This window comes from Candidatus Brevundimonas phytovorans, from assembly GCA_029203145.1.
GTDB classification, from domain to species: domain Bacteria; phylum Pseudomonadota; class Alphaproteobacteria; order Caulobacterales; family Caulobacteraceae; genus Brevundimonas; species Brevundimonas phytovorans.
In genome coordinates this window covers 160,482-179,534 of the sequence record CP119309.1, presented here as the reverse complement: position 1 = coordinate 179,534, position 19,053 = coordinate 160,482, and the positions used below count along the sequence as shown (strand labels likewise).

Annotated in this window: 19 protein-coding genes; 11 read left to right on the top strand and 8 right to left on the bottom strand. The window is 66.3% G+C overall.

Annotated elements, in window-relative coordinates; all coding sequences use genetic code 11:
* Positions 1-204 precede the first annotated feature (204 nt).
* Positions 205-2,985: a M14 family metallopeptidase gene (locus P0Y52_00895; protein ID WEK58127.1), complete on the top strand. Its 2,781-nt coding sequence runs from the start codon at positions 205-207 to the stop codon at positions 2,983-2,985.
* Between the two features lie 265 nt (positions 2,986-3,250).
* On the opposite strand, the gene P0Y52_00890 is transcribed toward P0Y52_00895, so the two are convergent.
* A complete protein-coding gene (locus P0Y52_00890; protein WEK58126.1) occupies positions 3,251-4,516 on the bottom strand; it encodes a dicarboxylate/amino acid:cation symporter in 1,266 nt (421 codons plus the stop codon).
* A gap of 586 nt (positions 4,517-5,102) precedes the next feature.
* Here P0Y52_00890 and P0Y52_00885 point away from each other — a divergent pair.
* From P0Y52_00885 to P0Y52_00870, 4 genes are all read left to right on the top strand, one after another.
* Entirely contained in the window at positions 5,103-5,387 is a 285-nt protein-coding gene (locus P0Y52_00885; protein ID WEK58125.1) for a hypothetical protein, read from the top strand.
* Between the two features lie 94 nt (positions 5,388-5,481).
* Positions 5,482-5,838, top strand: a complete 357-nt coding sequence (locus P0Y52_00880) for a hypothetical protein (protein ID WEK58124.1) — start codon at positions 5,482-5,484, stop codon at positions 5,836-5,838.
* A 27-nt stretch (positions 5,839-5,865) separates the two neighbouring features.
* Entirely contained in the window at positions 5,866-6,270 is a 405-nt protein-coding gene (locus P0Y52_00875) for a hypothetical protein (protein WEK58123.1), read from the top strand.
* A 28-nt stretch (positions 6,271-6,298) separates the two neighbouring features.
* Complete coding sequence (locus tag P0Y52_00870) at positions 6,299-6,655, top strand: helix-turn-helix transcriptional regulator (protein WEK58122.1); 357 nt, start codon at positions 6,299-6,301, stop codon at positions 6,653-6,655.
* 13 nt (positions 6,656-6,668) lie between these two features.
* On the opposite strand, the gene P0Y52_00865 is transcribed toward P0Y52_00870, so the two are convergent.
* The 6 genes from P0Y52_00865 to P0Y52_00840 all read right to left on the bottom strand — a co-directional run bounded on the left by P0Y52_00865 (position 6,669) and on the right by P0Y52_00840 (position 11,474).
* Positions 6,669-7,958 carry a transporter gene (locus tag P0Y52_00865; GenBank protein WEK58121.1) on the bottom strand — a complete coding sequence of 430 codons (1,290 nt, stop codon included), beginning with the start codon at positions 7,956-7,958 and terminating at the stop codon, positions 6,669-6,671.
* 123 nt (positions 7,959-8,081) lie between these two features.
* Positions 8,082-8,903: a Crp/Fnr family transcriptional regulator gene (locus P0Y52_00860; GenBank protein ID WEK58120.1), complete on the bottom strand. Its 822-nt coding sequence runs from the start codon at positions 8,901-8,903 to the stop codon at positions 8,082-8,084.
* A 119-nt stretch (positions 8,904-9,022) separates the two neighbouring features.
* Entirely contained in the window at positions 9,023-9,607 is a 585-nt protein-coding gene (locus P0Y52_00855; protein WEK58119.1) for a hypothetical protein, read from the bottom strand.
* Positions 9,608-9,612: 5 nt separating this feature from the next.
* A complete protein-coding gene (locus tag P0Y52_00850) occupies positions 9,613-10,332 on the bottom strand; it encodes a C39 family peptidase (protein WEK58118.1) in 720 nt (239 codons plus the stop codon).
* Positions 10,329-10,751, bottom strand: coding sequence for a hypothetical protein (locus P0Y52_00845; GenBank protein WEK58117.1), 423 nt, complete (start codon positions 10,749-10,751; stop codon positions 10,329-10,331). The genes P0Y52_00850 and P0Y52_00845 overlap by 4 nt, the downstream gene beginning before the upstream one ends.
* Positions 10,752-10,817: 66 nt before the next feature.
* Positions 10,818-11,474 carry a hypothetical protein gene (locus tag P0Y52_00840; GenBank protein WEK58116.1) on the bottom strand — a complete coding sequence of 219 codons (657 nt, stop codon included), beginning with the start codon at positions 11,472-11,474 and terminating at the stop codon, positions 10,818-10,820.
* Between the two features lie 433 nt (positions 11,475-11,907).
* On the opposite strand from P0Y52_00840, the gene lepA reads away from it, so the two are divergent.
* On the top strand, positions 11,908-13,716 hold the full coding sequence (gene lepA, locus P0Y52_00835) for a translation elongation factor 4 (GenBank protein ID WEK58115.1): 1,809 nt from the start codon (positions 11,908-11,910) through the stop codon (positions 13,714-13,716).
* Positions 13,717-13,807: 91 nt separating this feature from the next.
* On the opposite strand, the gene P0Y52_00830 is transcribed toward lepA, so the two are convergent.
* Complete coding sequence (locus tag P0Y52_00830) at positions 13,808-14,236, bottom strand: hypothetical protein (protein ID WEK58114.1); 429 nt, start codon at positions 14,234-14,236, stop codon at positions 13,808-13,810.
* 85 nt (positions 14,237-14,321) lie between these two features.
* On the opposite strand from P0Y52_00830, the gene P0Y52_00825 reads away from it, so the two are divergent.
* From P0Y52_00825 to P0Y52_00805, 5 genes are all read left to right on the top strand, one after another.
* Positions 14,322-15,068, top strand: a complete 747-nt coding sequence (locus P0Y52_00825; GenBank protein ID WEK58113.1) for an NYN domain-containing protein — start codon at positions 14,322-14,324, stop codon at positions 15,066-15,068.
* Positions 15,069-15,156: 88 nt separating this feature from the next.
* Positions 15,157-15,492, top strand: a complete 336-nt coding sequence (locus P0Y52_00820) for a hypothetical protein (protein WEK58112.1) — start codon at positions 15,157-15,159, stop codon at positions 15,490-15,492.
* 4 nt (positions 15,493-15,496) lie between these two features.
* Complete coding sequence (locus P0Y52_00815) at positions 15,497-15,775, top strand: hypothetical protein (protein WEK58111.1); 279 nt, start codon at positions 15,497-15,499, stop codon at positions 15,773-15,775.
* A 337-nt stretch (positions 15,776-16,112) separates the two neighbouring features.
* A complete protein-coding gene (gene cobT, locus P0Y52_00810; GenBank protein ID WEK58110.1) occupies positions 16,113-17,984 on the top strand; it encodes a cobaltochelatase subunit CobT in 1,872 nt (623 codons plus the stop codon).
* Entirely contained in the window at positions 17,981-18,952 is a 972-nt protein-coding gene (locus P0Y52_00805) for an esterase-like activity of phytase family protein (protein ID WEK58109.1), read from the top strand. The genes cobT and P0Y52_00805 overlap by 4 nt, the downstream gene beginning before the upstream one ends.
* Positions 18,953-19,053 lie beyond the last annotated feature (101 nt).

Sequence of the window (19,053 nt, the reverse complement as noted above, 5' to 3'; positions counted from 1 at the left end):
TCCCTCTCCTCGCTCGACGGTCGAGCTTGAAACAGGTGCGCTCGTCGGCTTCCGCCGTCAAGAAGCCACAATCACGACACGAAAAGGCCTTGCCAAGGCCGGGCTTGGTGATGGACATCCGCCGCATCCGCGGCATCGTGGAGAAATCGGCTCTGCCGCTGCGTCATGTACCGCGCGCCCAGTAAACCTGCATTCAGGATCGCCATGATCAGACCCTCCCTCGCCGCCGCCCTTACGGTCGGTTTCGTCGCCCTGGCCATGAGCAGCACCAGCGCCCTGGCCTATGAGGTCGCCCTGGCGGAGACGCCGGCCGCCGTCGCCGCCGCGACGCCCCGTTCGGCCGTCCCTTCGCCTGAGGAAGCCTTTGGGCATGCCGTCGGCGCCGACTACCACCTGGTCAACTACACCCAGTGGGAAGCCTATCTGAAGACCCTGGCCAGCCAGTCGGACCGGATGAAGCTGGTCGAGATCGGCAAGTCGTCCGAGGGCCGCACCCAATACATCGCCATCGTCTCCAGCCCTGAGAACCTGGCCCATCTGGATCGCTATCAGGAGATCGCGCGTCGCCTGGCCAAGGCCGACGGCGTGACCGAGGTCGAGGCCCGCGCCATGTCCGCCGAGGGCAAGGCCGTGGTCTGGATCGACGGCGGCCTGCACGCGACCGAGACCGTCCCGCCCCAGGCCCTGATCGCCGCCGTGCACGAATGGCTGACGGCAGAGGACCCCGAGGCTCTGCGCGTTCTGAACGACACCATCATCCTGTTCGCGCCGCTGAACCCGGACGGGATGGAGCTGGTCTCCAACTGGTATATGCGCAACGAAGACCCGCTGAAGCGCGAGTTCGCCTCGATCCCGGTCCTGTACCAGAAGTACGTCGGCCACGATAACAACCGCGACTACTACCTGTCGGCCATGGCCGAGACGACCAACGTCAACCGCCAGTTCTTCCGCGAGTGGTTCCCGCAGATCATCTACAACCACCACCAGACGGCGCCCGCCGGAACCGTGGTCTTCATGCCGCCCTTCCGCGACCCGTTTAACTACAACTACGACCCCCTGGTCATGGGCGCCCTGTCGGAAGTCGGCGCGGCCATGCACAGCCGCCTGATCGAAGAGGGCAAGCCAGGCTCGACCATGCGCAGCGGCGCCAACTACTCGACCTGGAACAATGGGATGGAGCGCTCCATCACCTACTTCCACAACGCCGTCGGCCTGCTGACCGAGATCACCGGCCACCCCACGCCGAGCCAGATCAGCCTGATCCCGCAGAACCAGCTGGCCCGCAACGACCTGCCCATGCCGGTCGCGCCCCAGACCTGGCGTTTCGCCCAGTCGATCGAGTACTCGCAGTCGATCAACCGCGCCGTGCTGAACTACGCCTCGCGCAACAAGGACCGGCTGCTGTTCAACATCTGGCGCATGGGCCAGAACGCCATCGACAAGGGCAATACCGACACCTGGCGCATCACGCCGACCGGCGTCGAGGCCCTGGTCGAGGCGGCGGGCGAGAACGCCAACGGCCGCCGCGGCGTCGATCCGGCCCTCTATGAAAAGGTGCTGCGCGATCCGGCGCGTCGCGATCCGCGCGGCTATGTCATCCCGGCGGATCAGGCCGACCTGCCGACCGCCGTCGCCTTCCTGAACAGCCTGATCAAGACGGGCGTCGACGTGGACCGCGCCACGCGCGCCTTCACCATCGGCGGCAAGACCTATCCGGCCGGCTCCTATGTGGTGAAGACGGCCCAGGCCTATCGCCCGCACGTGCTGGACATGTTCGAGCCGCAGGATCACCCGCACGACCTGCAATATCCGGGCGGCCCGCCCGCCCTGCCCTATGACGCCACCGGCTATACCCTGGCGCTGCAGATGGGGGTCAAGTTCGACCGCATCCTCGACGGCTTCGAGGCGCCGACCGAACGCGTCGCCGACGTCATGGCCCCGCCGCCCGGCAAGATCGACGGCTCGGGCCGCGCCGGCTGGCTGATCGATCACGCCCCGGTCAACGGCTACATCCTGTCCAACCGTCTGCTGGCCGCGGGCGTGCCGGTCTATTGGCAGGAAGGCGAGACCCGCGCGGGCCGTCAGACGCTCGCCCCCGGCGCCCTGTGGATCCCGGCCAGCGATGCAGCCCGTCCCATCGTCGAGGCCGCTGTGCGCGACCTGGGCCTTAACGCCTACGCCGCCGCCCGCGCGCCGGGCGGCGACAAGATCGCGCTGAAGCCGGTGCGCGTCGGCCTGGTCGACCGCTACGGCGGCTCCATGGCCTCGGGCTGGACCCGCTGGATGCTGGAGCAGTTCGAGTATCCGTTCGAGGTAGTCTATCCGCAGCGTCTGGACGCGGGCGATCTGGCCAGGGACTTCGACGTCCTCGTCTTCGCCTCCGACATGATTCCGACGGACCTGTCGGCGGCGGCCCAGCGCGACCAGCCCGAGCCCGAGGCCATCCCCGCCGAGTATCGCGGCTGGCTGGGTCACATCACGGCTGAGAAGACCGTGCCGCAGCTCGACGCCTTCGTGCGCGGCGGCGGCAGCGTCGTCACCATCGGCTCGGCCCACCGCCTGGCCACGGCCCTGGGCGCACCGGTTCAGGACGTTCTGCTGGGCGCGGACGGCAAGGCGCCGGCCTCGACCGAATTCTTCATCCCCGGCGCCGTGCTGAAAACCGAGGTCGACAATCGTCAGCCGCTGGCCTTCGGCGCCCCGGCCCAGATGAACGTCTTCTTCAACCGCAACTCGGGCTTCCGCCACACCGGCGAAAGCGGCGCCATCGTCCGCTACCCGGAACAGGTCGCGGTCGCCAGCGGCTGGGCCATCGGCCCGCAGAAACTGGCCGGTTCGGACGCGGTTCTGGACCTGCCGCACGGCGAAGGCCGCGTCATCGTGCTCGGCCCCGACGTGGTCAACCGCGCCCAGGCCCGCTCGTCGGCCCGCCTGCTGTTCAACGCCCTCTTCTACGGGCCGGCGATCAGCGCGGAAGACAAATAGGACTAATGGCGGCGGTCTTCGGACCGCCGCCAGCCTTCCCGCAAGCGCCCCGAGTATATCCGCTCATCCCCGCGGAGGCGGGGACCCAGTGCTTTGGCTTCAAGGCGCTTCGCTCAATGGATAGCGCTCACACCGGCGCTCCTACTGGGTCCCCGCCTCCGCGGGGATGAGCGGGCGAAGGGGTGCAGCCCACAGTTACCCTTCCGCACAGCAAAAAGGCCGCCCCATCACTGCGGCGGCCTTTTCATTGAGTGCGGCTGACGCCTTAGGCGGCGGCCGTCTGGGGCGCTTCCGGCCCGCCCTCCGGGATGTCGTCCAGTTCGCCTTCCCACTTGGCGACCACGGCGGCGGCGACGGAGTTGCCGACCACGTTGGTGGCCGAGCGGCCCATGTCGAGCAGGTGGTCGACGCCGAGGACGATGGCGATCCAGGCTTCCGGCAGCCCGAAGTAGGTCAGGGTGGCCATGATGACCACCAGCGAGGCGCGCGGGATGCCGGCGATGCCCTTGGACGTCACCATCAGCAGCAGCAGCATGAAGACCTGCTGCGAGACGCTGAGGTGCACGCCGTGCGCCTGCATGATGAACATGGTGGCGAAGGTGCAGTAGAGCATCGAGCCGTCGAGGTTGAACGAGTAACCCAGCGGCAGGACGAAGCTGACGATGCGGCGGCGCACGCCCACCGTCGGCAGAGCGTCGAGGATGCGCGGATAGGCGGCTTCCGAGCTGGCGGTCGAGAAGGCCAGCAGGGCCGGGGTGCGGATCACCTTGAACAGCGGCAGGACGCGACGGCCCAGCACCGCAGCGGCGGCCAGGAACAGCAAGCCCCACAGGATGCCCATCGAGCCGTAGAAGCCGAGCACGAACTTGGCGTAGACGGCCAGCATCTCCAGGCCTTGCGTGGCGATGGTCGAGGCCAGGGCCGCGAAGATGGCCAGCGGGGCCAGCTTCATCACGAACTCAGTGACCTTGAGCATGATCGACGCGGCCTGTTCGACCAGGTTCAGCACCGCCGGGGCCTTGTCGTCGAGGGCGGCGACCGCCGTGCCCACGAACAGCGAGAAGACCACAATCTGCAGGATCTCGTTCTTGGCCATGGCGTCAAAGATCGACGTCGGCACCAGGTGCGTCACGAAGCCGTGCAGCGAGAAGGCGTCGGTCGAGGCGGCCGGAGCCGTCGCCAGCGCCGCCTGCGGCAGATGCATGCCCGCGCCCGGTTGCAGCAGTTGAACCATCAGCAGACCCAGCAGCAGCGACACGACCGAAGCGCCGATGAACCAGGTCATGGTCTTGACGCCGATACGACCCACCGAGGCCGCATCTTCCATGTGAGCAATGCCCGCCACCAGGGTCGTGAAGACCAGAGGGGCGATGATCATCTTGATCAGGCGCAGGAAGACGTCGGTGATCAGCGACAGATTCTTGGCCGCCGCCGCCGCCTGATCAGCGTCGAGGGTCTGGTTGATCCCCCAGCCGACCAGCACGCCCAAAATCATGGCGCCGATGATGAGGTAGGCGAATATTCGGTTCATATTCAACGTTCCAACTGCACTCGGCCCACCCCGTCGGAACACGTCCCCCCGACCGCACGAGCCTCATCCGTTCATACAAAAGCGGGGCGGCAGACGTTCGAAATGTCCACGGCCCCGCCTCGTTCACGTCTTTGCTAAAGCCAATCGGCCCGCGCGCCTAGATCAGAATTCTTCGTCGAGAAGTCGCACCCCGCCCTCCGGCACGGGGCCGCGCAGCCGCTCCGCCTGGCCCCTTGCCCTCGACGCGGGCCTGCGTCACATTTTAAGGGGGTGACAGGCTCCGCCGTCCGGGGAATGGAAGTTGTGCAACAGGTGACGATGCTGACCGAGAGAGAGCGTCAATGCCTCCGTCTGGTCCATTCGCACTTCAACTCCAAGCAGATCGCGCGCGAGTTGGGCATCAAGCCCGGCACCGTGGATCGTCATTGCGAAAACGCCGCCAGGAAGCTGAACGTCGACAGCCGCGTGGCCGCCGCCCTGGCTCTGGTGGCCCGCGAGGGCATTCCGAACGCCTCCCAATATGAAAGGGTCTCAATAGCGCCATCGCCGGTCGAGGCGCTGGATGGGGAGGCTGAAAGGACCCCCCATGACCCAGATGGACGATACGCTTCCGCAGATCAGCTGGCGCGAAATGGAAGTCATTCTTCAGGGAATGGCGACCTCCGACACCAAGCGTCGGATGGTGCACCACCTGATCGAGGGAACGCGCAAGCAGGCCGCGTTTCTGACCGCGGGCGGCGTAGTGACGGAACTCGCCTACATCACGGCAGCCATGCTGGACGCGAGCTTCTGTCCGACCACATCGGACTCGGGCGTCTCGGAAGCCTCCTTGTCGTCTTCGGCGTCGCCGCCGCAGCCGTCTGGATCGTGACAGCCATCGCGGGCGCCGAGCAGTTCGCCTTCCTGCTGCAGGACTTGCGGTACGGCGGCTGACGCGCGCTCGCCTCACCCAGGAAGCGACCCCCATGAAAAGAACTGAACAAGCGGCCCTCATCGCCGCCCGGATCCAACGCGCCTTGCAGCGCGCCGAAGACGGCCATGACCAGTCCATCGACCGCCTGGCCCGACTGGCCCAGGCCTTGACGCGCGGACGCAAGGACGCCGGCCTGTCCTCGACCGTCGGCCAGCCCGTATTCGACGCCCTCGCCCGCTCCATGGCGGCCCAGGTCGCCGCTCAGAAAGCCATGGTCGAGCTTCACGAAGCCCTGGCTGAGGTCAAGGACAAGACCCGCTTCCGCGCCATCCGCATGGGCGGCCTCGACAAGTCGGACGACCCGGTGCCGCGCGAAACGCGCCTCAGCCTGGTTGAACGTGTAGGCTGAATGAGGGATGGGTGACGTGGTATCGCCATGTCCCCCATCTATATCTTCACGCTTTCCCTATTGGTTCTGGCCGGCGTGCTCGCCCTGGTCCGCGGCGGCGGCTGGGAGCGCGGCACGGCGGCCGTTCTGGCCCTGGCCTGGGTCCTTTCGGCGCTGACGCCCTTTGACTTCAAGACGCCGCCGTGGCCCGCCATCATCGCGGACGGATGTGTCTTCCTGTTCCTGTTGTACGGGGCCCTGCGGTCGCCCCGCCTGTGGATGGCCGTCGCGGCAGGCTTTCAATGCCTCATCCTGGCGACCCACTATGTCTTCATCCATCGTCTGGACCTCGACAACTGGGCCTATGTCTCGGCCTATTATGTGTGGAATATCGGCGTGATCGGCACGCTATGTGCTGCTAGCCTTCTGAGGCCTCGAAAGGCTAGGCTATAGGGCAGGCTCGGCGCCCCAGGGGAAGACGATGGACAGTCAACGGAACATCCGCAATCCGATCGATGCAGAGGTCGGCGCGCGGCTGAAGCAGCTCCGCGTACAGAACCGCATGACCCAGGTCGATCTGGCGACCGCGCTCGGCGTGACCTTCCAGCAGGTCCAGAAATACGAAAAGGGTCAGAACCGCGTCGCCGCCTCCACCCTGGCCAAGGCTGCAGCCGCCCTGAACTGCAAGATCACCGACTTCTACCAGCAGGATACGTCCGCCGCCCGGGAGCCCGCCGAAGCCATGCTGGAGTTGTCGGACCTCTACGGCCGCATGGCGGCGCGTCAGCGCGAAGCGCTTCTGACCACCGCCCGCGCCCTCGTCGAGATTCAGCGCTAGACGCCGCCCGACTCTAGAACAGGATCGGCACCCGCAGCACGAACCGCATGTCCGGCGCATCCTCGGTGACGCCGAACTCGAAGTTGCCGTTCAGCGAGAACCGTTCGGTCACGCGATAGGACAGGCCAAAGGTCAGGGCGCCGACTTGGAGCGACTTGGACTTCTGGACCGTGTCGTTCAGCTCGGTCTCGGTCGGCCGGATATAGTTGTGCTTGTAGCCCAGCGAGTAGGAGAAGCGCGGGTTCAGCGAGAAGGCGAAACCGATGCCCAGGCCGATCGAGTCGCCAGGATCGACCCGCCCCACCCGAACATCCCCCTCGACCCGGTCGATATCCTTGGGCAGGTGGGCGAAGTAGCTCAGACTCGCGAAGATGACTGCCGGATCGCTGGGGTAGAGCATGCTGATGCTGGGCTCGATGCCCCAGAAGCCGGACCCGGTCGCCAGCCGGCTGGCCACCCCGAATTCGTCCCGCGGGATATCGAACGGCCCCTCGCCGGTGTCGCTCTTGGCGCGCAGGCCGGCCACGAAGATGGGCCGCCCCTTCTCGCCGCCATTGATCTGATAACGGATGCCCGCCTCGACATCGCCGATGCCGTCGCCCTTCAAGTCGATGGTGCGCGATACGGCCTCATCGCGTTGCTGGACTGTCGTGATCGTGTCGCTGCGCTTCAGATAGGGGATGCGCGCATCCACCTCGATGCGGTCGGTGATCCCGTATCGCCCCGAGATCGTGGCCCCGAGGGTGTCGCGGTCCGCTTCGCTGGCCTCGATGACGCCGATCTGCAGTCCCGGCACGATCTCCACGCCGCGGAAGACCAGCCGGTTGGCCGAGGAGCGCGTATATTCGGCGGAGATGTCAAAGCTCGCCTGGCCCTTGGGGCTCAGCACTGCGACTTCTTCCGGGATGGCCGACAGTTGCAGGCCGCGCTGGACCAGGGTCGGCGGCGGGGGGGCCTGAATGCCGGTGCCCGCCCCGGTATCCTGACCGGCCCGCCAGGCCTCCAGCCCCTCGGGGTCCAGCACCGTCGCGCCGGACAAGGCCAGGGGCCCCGCCGCGGGCGCCAGGGCGGCCGTCTGGGCGCCAGGGGCGTCCACGCGCCAACGGTCGTCGATCCGGCGCGACTGGGCCTCGAGCAGTTCCGCCTGACGCGCCAGCAGGGCTTCCTGGTCGTTCAGGCGCTGGCTCTGCGCCGCCACCAGGGCCTCCAGCCGCGCCAGCCGCGCGGCGGGGTCTTCCTCCTGCGCCTGCACCCTGCCCTCGGAGAGGCAGACAAAGGTGATCGCGAGGGAAGAGACGCTCAACAAATGAATGGCTTTTCGAAAGTACACGCCAGCCTCCCTTGCTAACCAGGTCAGACAAACACGTAAAAAACGCCGTCACATTGCTTATTGATAATAATTTCAGGATAATTCGAACCGAAACGATCAGTCCGACAAATCGCTCACGCGGTATCGCGATTGATAATCGCAAACAAACTTCAAGCGCGACACGTCCATAAGCTCGACCCAACCTCGCTTCATCTCGATGAGATGTTCACGCTTCATGTGTTGCAAGGTTCGATTGAGGTGAACAATGCTCAACCCCAGGGCGTCGGACAGGACCTCCTGGGTCAGCGGCATGGGCAGGCGCTCGCCGTCGGCAAGCCCGGCCAGCCGGCATCTCTGTCGCCACTCCAGCAGGAAGTGGGCCGTTCGTTCATGCGCGGACTGACGCCCCAGGCGCACCAGATGATCCAGCAGGCAGGCCTCCTCCTGGCGCCGCACGGCCGCCAGCGCCTTCTGCAATCCGGCATGTCGGCCGTCCTGGATCGCCAGGATCTCGCGCAGCATCAGGGCGTCGACGCATTCGACCCGCGTCACCGCGACCGTCGACACCTCGTCCAGGGGCCGCGCCTTCAGGCCCAGGCCGATCGCGTCCCCGGCCATCAGGAAGCCGAAGATCTGACGCCGCCCGTCGGGCAAGGCGTGCTGTCGGCAGGCCCAGCCGCTGACGATCAGACGTGGCGGAGCGGCCTCGCCCTCGCGCGCGAACTCCGCCCCTGCGGGAATGGATTCGCGATAGAGGCAGAGCTTGCGCACCAGATTGCGCTCGTCCTCGCTCAGGGTGGCCGCTGCGCCCAGCACCCTCAGGGCGGCGATGTCGGCGGGCGGTCGGGCGGGACGCCGCAACCCAACGGACACGGGCGCCGTCACGCGCAAGCGGCGCGCGGCGTCCACATCACCCGCGTGGGAAAAGCCCGTATGCATTTTCGCCCCTCCCCGGGCCCTAACGCATCCTGTTAACGAAAGGTAAAACGACGCGAACTCCATCCAGTTCCAGAGGGGGACTTCCGCTCCCTCGTCGCCGGTCGGCCAGGTTCGCCGGATCAGGGGCCGGTAGCGCGAATCCCGCCCCAGTCGATATCCTGGAAGATCTGCGACCCCAGTCGCGCCACCGAGAAGTCCTGCTGCATGGTGTCGAAATTCGGCAGGGCCAGCATCACCTGCATATCCTGTCGAATGTCGCGATTGTCTGCGGCGTTCACCACCAGGTTCTGCAACTGACCGTTGAGGACATTGTGGACCAGGGCCGTCGTGCCGTTCGCATCGCTCAGGACCAGCCCGCTCGATCCGGGGGACAGGCCCGACAGGTCCAGTCCGCCGATTTGACCCGGCGTCAGCGGGGTCCATCCGGGCAGCGAGCCCGTGACCTGTTCTGTCACCGGCCCCGTCGGCGTCCAGGTCAGCCGCGTCTCCAGGGCCAACTGGCCGTTGACGTAGGTACGCACCACGGCGCCGAAGTCGAAGCTGATGCCCCCCGCTGTCAGGAAGCCGCCCCTCATGTCGCCCAGATCTTCATCGGACATGGGCGCCAGGCTGTCGAAGGGCGAGACGGGCTCGCTGAGCGCCGGCTGGGCCAGCAGCAGGACGCCCGCACAGACCCCCAGATCGAACCATCGCATACGCAACATCATCATCACCTCAGATAGGGGTCGAGCGTGAAGGTCGTTGTGATCTGATAGAGGGGCGGCAGCTCTCGCGTCAGTTCCGCCAGGGACGACGTCGGCAGGACGCGATCCATCGGTGCCTTGGCGAAGGGCCGCCACTCCTCGGCGACATTATAACGGTCGGCGGAATTGCGGATCATGAAGGCGATCCCGTTCCACATCGCCGCAAACTCGGCCTGGCTATAGGTCTTCAGCCCCAGAGCCGGATCCCCGATCAGCACGCGATCACCGGACACGCCCTTCAGCACCACGAAGTGTCGATAGCCCTGCTGGTTGATGACGACGATGGCCGGCGCCTCCGCCGCCTCCAGGGCATCCAGACTCATGCGGAAGCCGTCCGCCTGAAAGCCGTGGGTTTCGAGATAGCGCTTCATGTCCAGCAGGGAGAAGCCGACGCGCTCGATCGCCTCGCGGTTTCCATGCTCGTACATATAGACGAAGACGTCATGCTCCTTGACGTCGCGGCCGTAGTGATAGCGCAGCAAGGTGGCCAGGGCGGCCGAGCCGCAGCTGTAGTCGTACTCCTGGCGCACCACCGTGCGGAAGGGAATATCGCGGTAGCTGACGACCTGCACCGAATAGGCCGCCGCGCCCTGGTTGATCGTGACCTCAGCCGCCGCCGACGTGCCGAACAGCAGCGCGGCCACGCCGACCGCCGCGTCCCTCCATGTCAGGGCGCCTCGGCTCACGGGGAAACGATCATGATGCTGAGCGAGCCCTGCAGGTTGTTGTTGTGGCCGCTGTTGATGACGAAATTGCCGATGCCGGCGAAACCGGCAAAGGCCCCCTCGGCCAGAGTGATGTCGCCAGAGCCGACCTGATGGGCGTTGATGGTGTTGCCCGAGTTGTTCGCAGACAGGTTCTGGGTGGTGTTGGCGTAGACCTGCAGACTCTGAAGTCCGTTCTCGCCTTCCAGTTCATCGAGACTGAGCACCTGGGGCGCAGCGTCACCTGTCGCCGACGCCGGAACCGCAACGGCGGACACGACCGAGAGCCCTGCCGCAGCATCGCCCGGCGCGCCTGGCGCGGGCAGGACCTGGGCTGAAGCCAAACTCGCCAGCATGAGGATCGGCGCCCCCAGCACGGCGCACCCGATATAGCGCAACATGGCTTCCCTCCTCGGAAGACCCAGAAAGAAAACCGGCCAGACGCTCGTCTGGCCGGTTCAGGTCTTTTACTCGCCGCCGCCGCCGTTGCCGAAGGTGACGTTGGCGTTGGCGCTGATCGCCGTCGCCGCCTGGTTGTTGGCCGCAAAGCCGGTGTTGTAGTTCGCCGTCTGGATGCCCGCGAAGCCGGCGAAGGCGCCGCCGGAGTTGCTGATATCGCCCGTGCGCAGCTCGCCGTCATGATGGCCGCCGCCCACATCGAATTCGAAGCCGCTCACATTGGCGCTCAGCTCCTGGATCGACATGGAGATCCGCATGTTGGTGGTCGAGTTGTCCGAATTGTCGTTGTTGGAATCATTGGTCGAAGAGTCGCTGTTGTAGGAATCTTCGATCTTCGAGTTGTCGTTGTACGAATCTTCGGTCTTCGAGTTGTCGTTATTCGAGTCCTCGACCTTGGAGTTGTCGTTGTTCGAATCTTCGACCTTCGAGTTATCGTCGTGAGAATCGAACGACATGGCCTTGGAATTATCGTTGGTCGAGTTGTCGTTCATGGAATCGGTGATATCGACATCAAGATCGGTGTCATGCCGAGAATTGTCGTTGAACGAGTCGTTGATATCCGGACCGCCGGACCAGGGATTGGCCAATGCGGAAGCCGCCGGCAAAGCGCTGAACGCCAAAACGGCAGTGAGCGCAAAGGCCGAAGTCATAAGTTTGCTATTCACGATGAACCCTCCAGGCTGGTGAACGGAAGGCCCCTCGGCCTCCAGTCCACCAAATCAGAACAGCCCGTCATCTGTTCCGCCGCCCGTTCCGCCGCCCAAATCGAACCCCATGCCTCAGAAAAAGGCGCGATTGGTCCACAGATGATCAAATGATCTTTTCCAGAGCCGGTCACCGGACAGAAAAGATGAATTGATGATAAACACAAAGAATTAAAACGGCAATTTTTAGATACTGTCACGAGATCGTGAATACATGATCAAACCATATTCGCCTGAGAGACGAATCGATCAAGACTCGATCCACTGAACAAGATCCCTTCCCCACGTCTTGCCGCTCTACCCGCGCCCCTTCGCGGGCGCCCAGGCCGCGCCCTGCACGCCGATCGCCGTTTCCGTAGCCTTCCCGCCCGGCGGATGCTAAGCGCGCCGGACCATGACGACGTCCCCCATCGAACGTATCCGCAACTTTTCAGTGGTCGCCCACATCGACCACGGCAAGTCCACGCTGTCTGACCGGCTGATTCAGTTCACCGGCGGCCTGACCGCGCGTGAAATGTCGGCTCAAGTCCTTGATAACATGGACATCGAGAAGGAGCGCGGCATTACCATCAAGGCGCAGACCGTGCGCCTGAACTACAAGGCCAAGGACGGGCTCGACTATGTCCTGAACCTGATGGACACGCCGGGGCACGTCGACTTCGCCTATGAGGTGTCGCGCTCGCTGGCCGCGTGCGAAGGCTCGATCCTGGTGGTCGATGCGTCACAGGGCGTCGAGGCCCAGACCCTGGCCAACGTCTATCAGGCCATCGACAACAACCACGAGATCGTCCCGGTCCTCAACAAGATCGACCTGCCCGCCGCCGAACCCGAGCGCGTGCGCAGCCAGATCGAGGACGTCATCGGCATCGACGCCTCTGACGCCGTCATGTGCTCGGCCAAGTCGGGCATCGGCATCGAGGACGTGCTGGAAGCCATCGTCACCCGGCTTCCCGCGCCTAAAGGCGACGCCAACGCCCCGCTGAAGGCCATGCTGGTCGACGCCTGGTACGACCCCTACCTCGGCGTGGTGCTGCTGGTGCGCGTGTTCGACGGCGTGCTGAAGGCCGGCATGCGGGTCAAGATGATGCAGTCGGGCTCGACCCATCTGGTCGACCGCGTCGGCGTCTTCCTGCCCAAGAACACCCCCGTGGACCAGCTTGGCCCCGGCGAAGTCGGCTTCATCACCGCCCAGATCAAGGAAGTGGCCCACGCCGCCGTCGGCGACACCATCACCGACGAGAAGAAACCCGCCGCCGAACCGCTGAAGGGCTTCAAGGAGGTCCAGTCGGTCGTCTTCTGCGGCCTGTTCCCGGTCGACGCCGCCGACTTCGAGGACCTGCGCGCCGCCATCGGCAAGCTGCGCCTGAACGACGCGTCCTTCACCTTCGAGATGGAATCCAGCGCCGCCCTGGGCTTCGGCTTCCGCTGCGGCTTCCTCGGTCTGCTGCACCTGGAAATCATTCAGGAGCGTCTGAGCCGCGAGTTCAACCTGGACCTGATCGCGACAGCCCCCTCGGTTGTCTACAAGATCCAGTTGCGCGACGGGCGCGAGATCGACCTGCACAACCCGGCCGACCTGCCCGACGTCATGCAGATCGAGTCGATCGCCGAGCCCTGGATCAAGGCCACGATCCTGACCCCCGACGAATACCTCGGCGGCGTCATCAAGCTGTGCCAGGACCGGCGCGGCACCCAGGTCGAACTGTCCTATGTCGGCAGCCGCGCCCTGGTGGTCTATGAGCTGCCGCTGAACGAAGTCGTCTTCGACTTCTACGACCGCCTGAAGTCGATCTCGAAGGGCTATGCCTCGTTCGACTATGAACTGACCGACTACAAGGTCGGCGATCTGGTCAAGATGAGCATCCTGGTCAACGCCGAGCCGGTCGACGCGCTCAGCATGCTGGTCCACCGCGGCCGCGCCGAAACGCGCGGACGCGGCATGGTCGAGAAGATGAAGGAGCTGATCCCGCCCCACATGTTCGTCATCCCGATCCAGGCGGCCATCGGCGGCAAGATCATCGCCCGCGAAACCGTCCGCGCCCTGCGCAAGGACGTGACCTCGAAGTGCTACGGCGGCGACGCCACCCGCAAGAAGAAGCTGCTCGAGAAGCAGAAGGCCGGCAAGAAGCGCATGCGCCAGTTCGGCAAGGTCGAGATCCCGCAGGAAGCCTTCATCGCCGCCCTGAAGATGGACGAGGATTGATCCTCGCCAACGACGACTGAAACCAGGAAGGGCGGAAAGCAGGACTTTCCGCCCTTTTCTTGTGGCCCCGCGAGCCAGGCGGCGAAGGCCGCTACCGCTTCCTGAAGCGGGCGGCGTCGGCGGCCAGACTGGAGCCCCAGTCGGTCGTGGGGTGGTCGGGCTCGGCGTGGAAGGGCAGTTCGCCGGCGAGGCCGCGAACGGTCAGCGCCAGAGGCAGGGCATAGTGGGGCATGAGGCGCAGCGGCTTCCTGCGCTTGTCCGTCACGTCCCAGCCCAGGGCCTCGAAGGCCTCGGCCAGATCGGTCCCGGACAGACGGTGAATGTCGTCCCAGTCGGCGGGCAGTTCGACGGCCTCGGCCGCCTCGCCGGTCAGGCCGAACAGGGCGCTGGTCAGGGCGTCGATCTCAGGAAACTCGTCGCGAGCGTCGGGATCGGCGTAGCGCGGCTTCATCAGCGCCTTCAGTTCCAGATCATCGACGCCGGGCATGTCGATCAGGCGGCGCAAGGGTGTGTTGGTCATGGCGACCCCTTAGCATGCCCGGCGGCGGTTGACCCCGCCCGCCTGCCGGTCAAGGCTGGCGCGGCGTCAACAGAAGGCCCTGCTTATGCCGACCGACCTGCCCATCGCCGCCCGCGCCCCGCGCCTGGCCGTCCTGATCGACGGTGAGAACGCCTCGGCCCGGATCGCCGAGGCCCTGTTCACCGAGATCGCGACCCTGGGCGAAGCCAGCGCCAGACGCATCTACGGCGACGCGGCCAGTCCCTCGCTGAAGGGCTGGATCGAGGTCCTGCCGCGCTGGGCCATCCAGTGGCAGCAGAATTTCGCCAACACTAAGGGCAAGAACTCCGGCGACATCGCCCTGGTCATTGACGCCATGGACCTGCTGCACTCCGGCCGGTTCGACGGCTTCTGCCTGGTGTCGTCGGACAGCGACTTCACCCGGCTGGCGGCGCGCATCCGCGAACAGGGCGTGCCGGTCTATGGCTTTGGCGAGCGCAAGACGCCCGAGAGCTTCCGCCAGGCCTGCACACGCTTCATCTACACCGAGAACCTGACCGGACGGCCCGCCGACGCGGGCGAGGAGGTCGAGACCGCCAGCCCGCCGCCCCCTTCTCGCAAGCCTTCCGAGGCCACGCGCCTGATCGCCGCCGCCATCGCCGACATGGACGAGGACGGCGACGGCTGGGTCAATATCGGCGGCATCGGCAACCGGCTGCGGAACGCCTATTCCGACTTCGACCAGCGCACCTATGGCTATGCCAAGCTTTCGGACCTCATCCGCGCCACGGGACGTTTCGACGTCGAGGCCGGGGCGGGCGGAGCCATGCGGGTGCGGGTCAAGCCGCGCTGACAAGCGGGACCATTCAGATACCGAAGTTGTCACAGCATGCAATCGAAGGCAGGATGTCGCCTGAACCGTCAGCCGACAGGAGCTCGCCATGCTGTTGATCACCGCCGCTGCCCTGGCCCTACTGGGCGCGCCCGCCGTCCAGACCGAAGAAGACGGCGCCCGCCCGCGCGTCGTCTCCAGCAACCCGTCGCGCGTCATCTCAGCCCGCTCGCCGAGCCTGCCCAACGGACCGACGCGCGTCGTCTGCAACCACGAGCGCAGCATGGACAGCAACATCCAGCGCCGCGTCTGTCGTGAGGTGGCCGTCAACACCTCAGGTCGCGAACGTATGGGCGGCGACTATGTGCGACAGTTGCAAAGCATCGGCCTGAACGCCGAGAACGGCCCCAATGTGCGCCAGCCCGGCGGACGTCCGGTCAACTGACACCATGCTGCTCACCCTTTTCGCCGTCGTCGCCCTCTCCCAATCGCCCGAGGCGATGGAAGCGCCTCCGCCGAGACGCGCGCCCGGCATGAACATCTCGGCCCGCGCCCCGACCCTGCCGGACGGCCCGACGCGCGTGGTCTGTTCTCGCGAACGGGCCATGGACACCAACATCCCGCGTCGCGTCTGTCGGCGCGTGCCGGTGAACAGCAGCGAGCGCGAACGCATGGCCAGCGACATGATGAAAGACATGCAGCGCCTGGGCCGTATCGAAGGCGATTGATCGCCCCACCACAAAGGGAGCCTCACATACTGGCTTCGCTCTTTATGGTTCTAGTCCTGTCCGGCCCCGTCGCGCTCCGCTGCACGTCCAGTCGGCGTTCGCCATGCCCCTAGGCGGTGTCGTGCGGGATAGATCCTCCCCCGCGCCCGGCGAAGCAACCCGTGAAGTCTGCTATCGCGGCAAACGCACCGGCTCGAACGAGATGCACGATCTGTGTCGTCTGGTTTAGGCGAAGCGCACGGCCAAGACTTTCCGGCGCTAGGTTTTAAGCGGCGGATTTCACCGCCTGAGGCCCCCGCCCCCTTCCCCCGCGCGCGGGGTGGTCTATGTGTGGGCCATGGCCGCCGCAGAGACCCCCGTCGAGACCTTCAAACGCGCTCTGGCGAACGCCGCGCGCGCTCTGGCCGAGCAGGCCGAACTGGAGGTCCACTTCGGCTCGGACGGGCCGAGGCTGTCCAACGGCGTCCTGACCCTGCCCCATCCGCCGCGCGATCCGGGCGCGCCCGAGAGCGCCGCCCTGCGCGGTCAGGCCGACCGGTTGGCCCTGAGGCTGGCCAATCACGACGAAGCCCTGAACGCCCGGCTGCGCCCGATCGACCAGACGGCGGCCGAGGTGTTCGACGCGGTCGAGCAGGCGCGGGTCGAGGCGGTCGGCGCGCGTGAACTGAAGGGGGTGCGCAACAACCTGAATGCGGCCCTGCTGACCCGGCTGGAGAAGTCGGGCGCGCTTAGGGCCGAGGCCGAGCGGGTGCCGGTGGCCGAGGCGGCGGCGCTTCTGGTGCGCGAACGGCTGACGGGCGAAGCCTCGACCGACGGCCTGAAGTCCATGCTGGATCTGGTGCGGTCCAATCTGGAGCTGAAGGCGGGGGCCGAACTGGACGCCCTGACCGCCGTAGCCGACGACCAGACGGCCTTCGCCGCCAGGCTGAAGGACGTGCTGCGGGCGCTGGACCTCGACCCCGGCGACGGTCAGGCCGAGGACGCCAACGACGAGGAAGGCGAGGACGAGCCCGACCAGTCGCAGCAGGATCAGCCCGACGAGCAGGAACAGGAAGAAGAGGACGGCGGCGAAGGCGGTCAGTCGCTGGAAGGCGCCGCCGACGATCAGTCCGCCGAGGACGAGCGCCAGACCCGCCCCGACGGCGCCCCCGCCGATCCCGACGGCGAGGCCTCGGACGACGGCCCCGAACTGAACGAAGGCGCCCTGCCCAACCGTCAGGACAGCGTGGACGACGGGCGCGCCGTCGAAGCCTATCGCGTCTTCACCACCGCCTATGACGAGACCATCGGCGCCGAAGAACTGTGCGACCCGATGGAGCTGGACCGGCTGCGATCCTTGCTGGACGCCCAGCTGGCGACCCTGTCGAGCGTCGTGTCACGGCTGGCCAACAAGCTGCAACGGCGCCTGATGGCGCAGCAGAACCGCAGCTGGGCTTTTGATCTTGAGGAAGGCGTGCTGGACACCGCGCGCCTGACCCGCGTCATCACCGATCCGACCAGCCCCCTGTCCTTCAAGATGGAGAGCGAGAGCCCGTTCCGGGACACGGTCGTGACCCTGCTGATCGACAACTCCGGCTCGATGCGCGGGCGGCCGATCATGGTGGCGGCGGTCTGCGCCGACATTCTGGCGCGGACGCTGGAGCGGTGCGGGGTCAAGGTCGAGATCCTGGGCTTCACCACCCGCGCCTGGAAGGGCGGCCAGAGCCGTGAAGCCTGGATCAGCGCCGGCAAGCCCGCCAACCCGGGCCGCCTGAACGATCTGCGCCACATCATCTACAAGTCCGCCGATGCGCCGTGGCGCCGGGCCAAGAAGAATCTGGGCCTGATGATGCGCGAGGGCCTGTTGAAGGAAAACATCGACGGCGAGGCCCTGACCTGGGCGCACGAGCGGCTGCTGGGACGCACCGAGTCGCGCCAGATCCTGATGGTGATTTCCGACGGCTCGCCCGTCGATGATTCCACCCAGTCCGCCAACGCCGCCCTCTATCTGGACAAGCACCTGCGTCAGGTCATCGAGCAGATCGAGACCAAGTCTCCGGTCGAGCTGATCGCCATCGGCATCGGCCACGACGTGACCCGCTGGTATCGCCGCGCCGTGACCATCGTCGATGTCGAGCAACTGGCCGGGGTCATGACCGAGAAGCTGGCCGAGCTGTTCGAGGCCAAGCCCAAGACGGTGGCCCGGTCTGTGAAGAAACGCGCGGCGTGAACCGGCGCCTCTATGTCGCGGCTCTGGCGGCGCTGACCCTGGCGGCCTGCGCCAGCGCGGTCGTGACCTCGCAGCCGTGGACGCCGACACCGCAAGCCGACGGCTGGAGCACGGTCAGCGCCTCGACTCGTCCGGTCGGTCTGGGCCTGCCGGGCGCGGCCGTCCTGGGCAAGGGCGTACGCTACGCCGGTGGCGTGACCGTTCTGGCCGGGAACGACTCGCCCCTGCACAGCCTGTCGGACCTGAAGCTGACCGGCGACGGCGGCTTCATCAGCGTGTCGGATGTCGGCGATCTGGCGCGCGGCAGGCTGGCGCTGGACGCGCGCGGTCGGCTGATCGGGCTGGAGGGCTTGAGCGTGCGCCGCCTGACCCTGACTGACGGGACGCCGATCAGCGAGAAGACGGAGGGTGACGCCGAGGGCCTCGCCGTCACCCCTGGCGGCGACCTGCTGGTCAGCTTCGAGCGCGACCACCGCATCTGGAACTATGGACCGCTGACCGCGCTGCGGTCGCCCCAGGCCGTGCGGCGGCCCGACTTCCCCTTCCCCGAAAACGACGGGATGGAGGGGCTGGCGGCCTCAGGCGACGGCTGGCGCGTGGCGGGTGAATCCGGCGGGGTCTGGGACTGTTCGGCCGCGCGTTGCGCCGTCGCGACCGCGCCGCCGGAGACGCCGCTGACGGAAGGCGACTATCGCATCACCGGCATGGACCGCGATCCGGCGGGGGGCTGGTTCGTGGTGCAGCGGTCCTATCGCGCGCCCATCGACGTGCGGGCGCGGGTGCGGCGCATGGCGGCGGACGGGACGCTGGGGCCGGTGCTGGTCGAGTTGAAGCTGCCCGGCACGACCGATAATTTCGAGGGCATCGCGGTCGAGCGACGCGGCGAGCGGACGCGCCTCTACATCCTGTCCGACGACAACTTCAACGCCGTGCAGCGGACCATGATGCTGGCTTTTGACGTGAGGTAGCGCGTTCTCCCTCCCCGCTCGGGGAGGGTGGCTGAGCCTGAAAGGCGAAGACGGGTGGGGGCGGCAAGGCAAGACAGCCGCAGCGCTCCGTATCGCCGCGC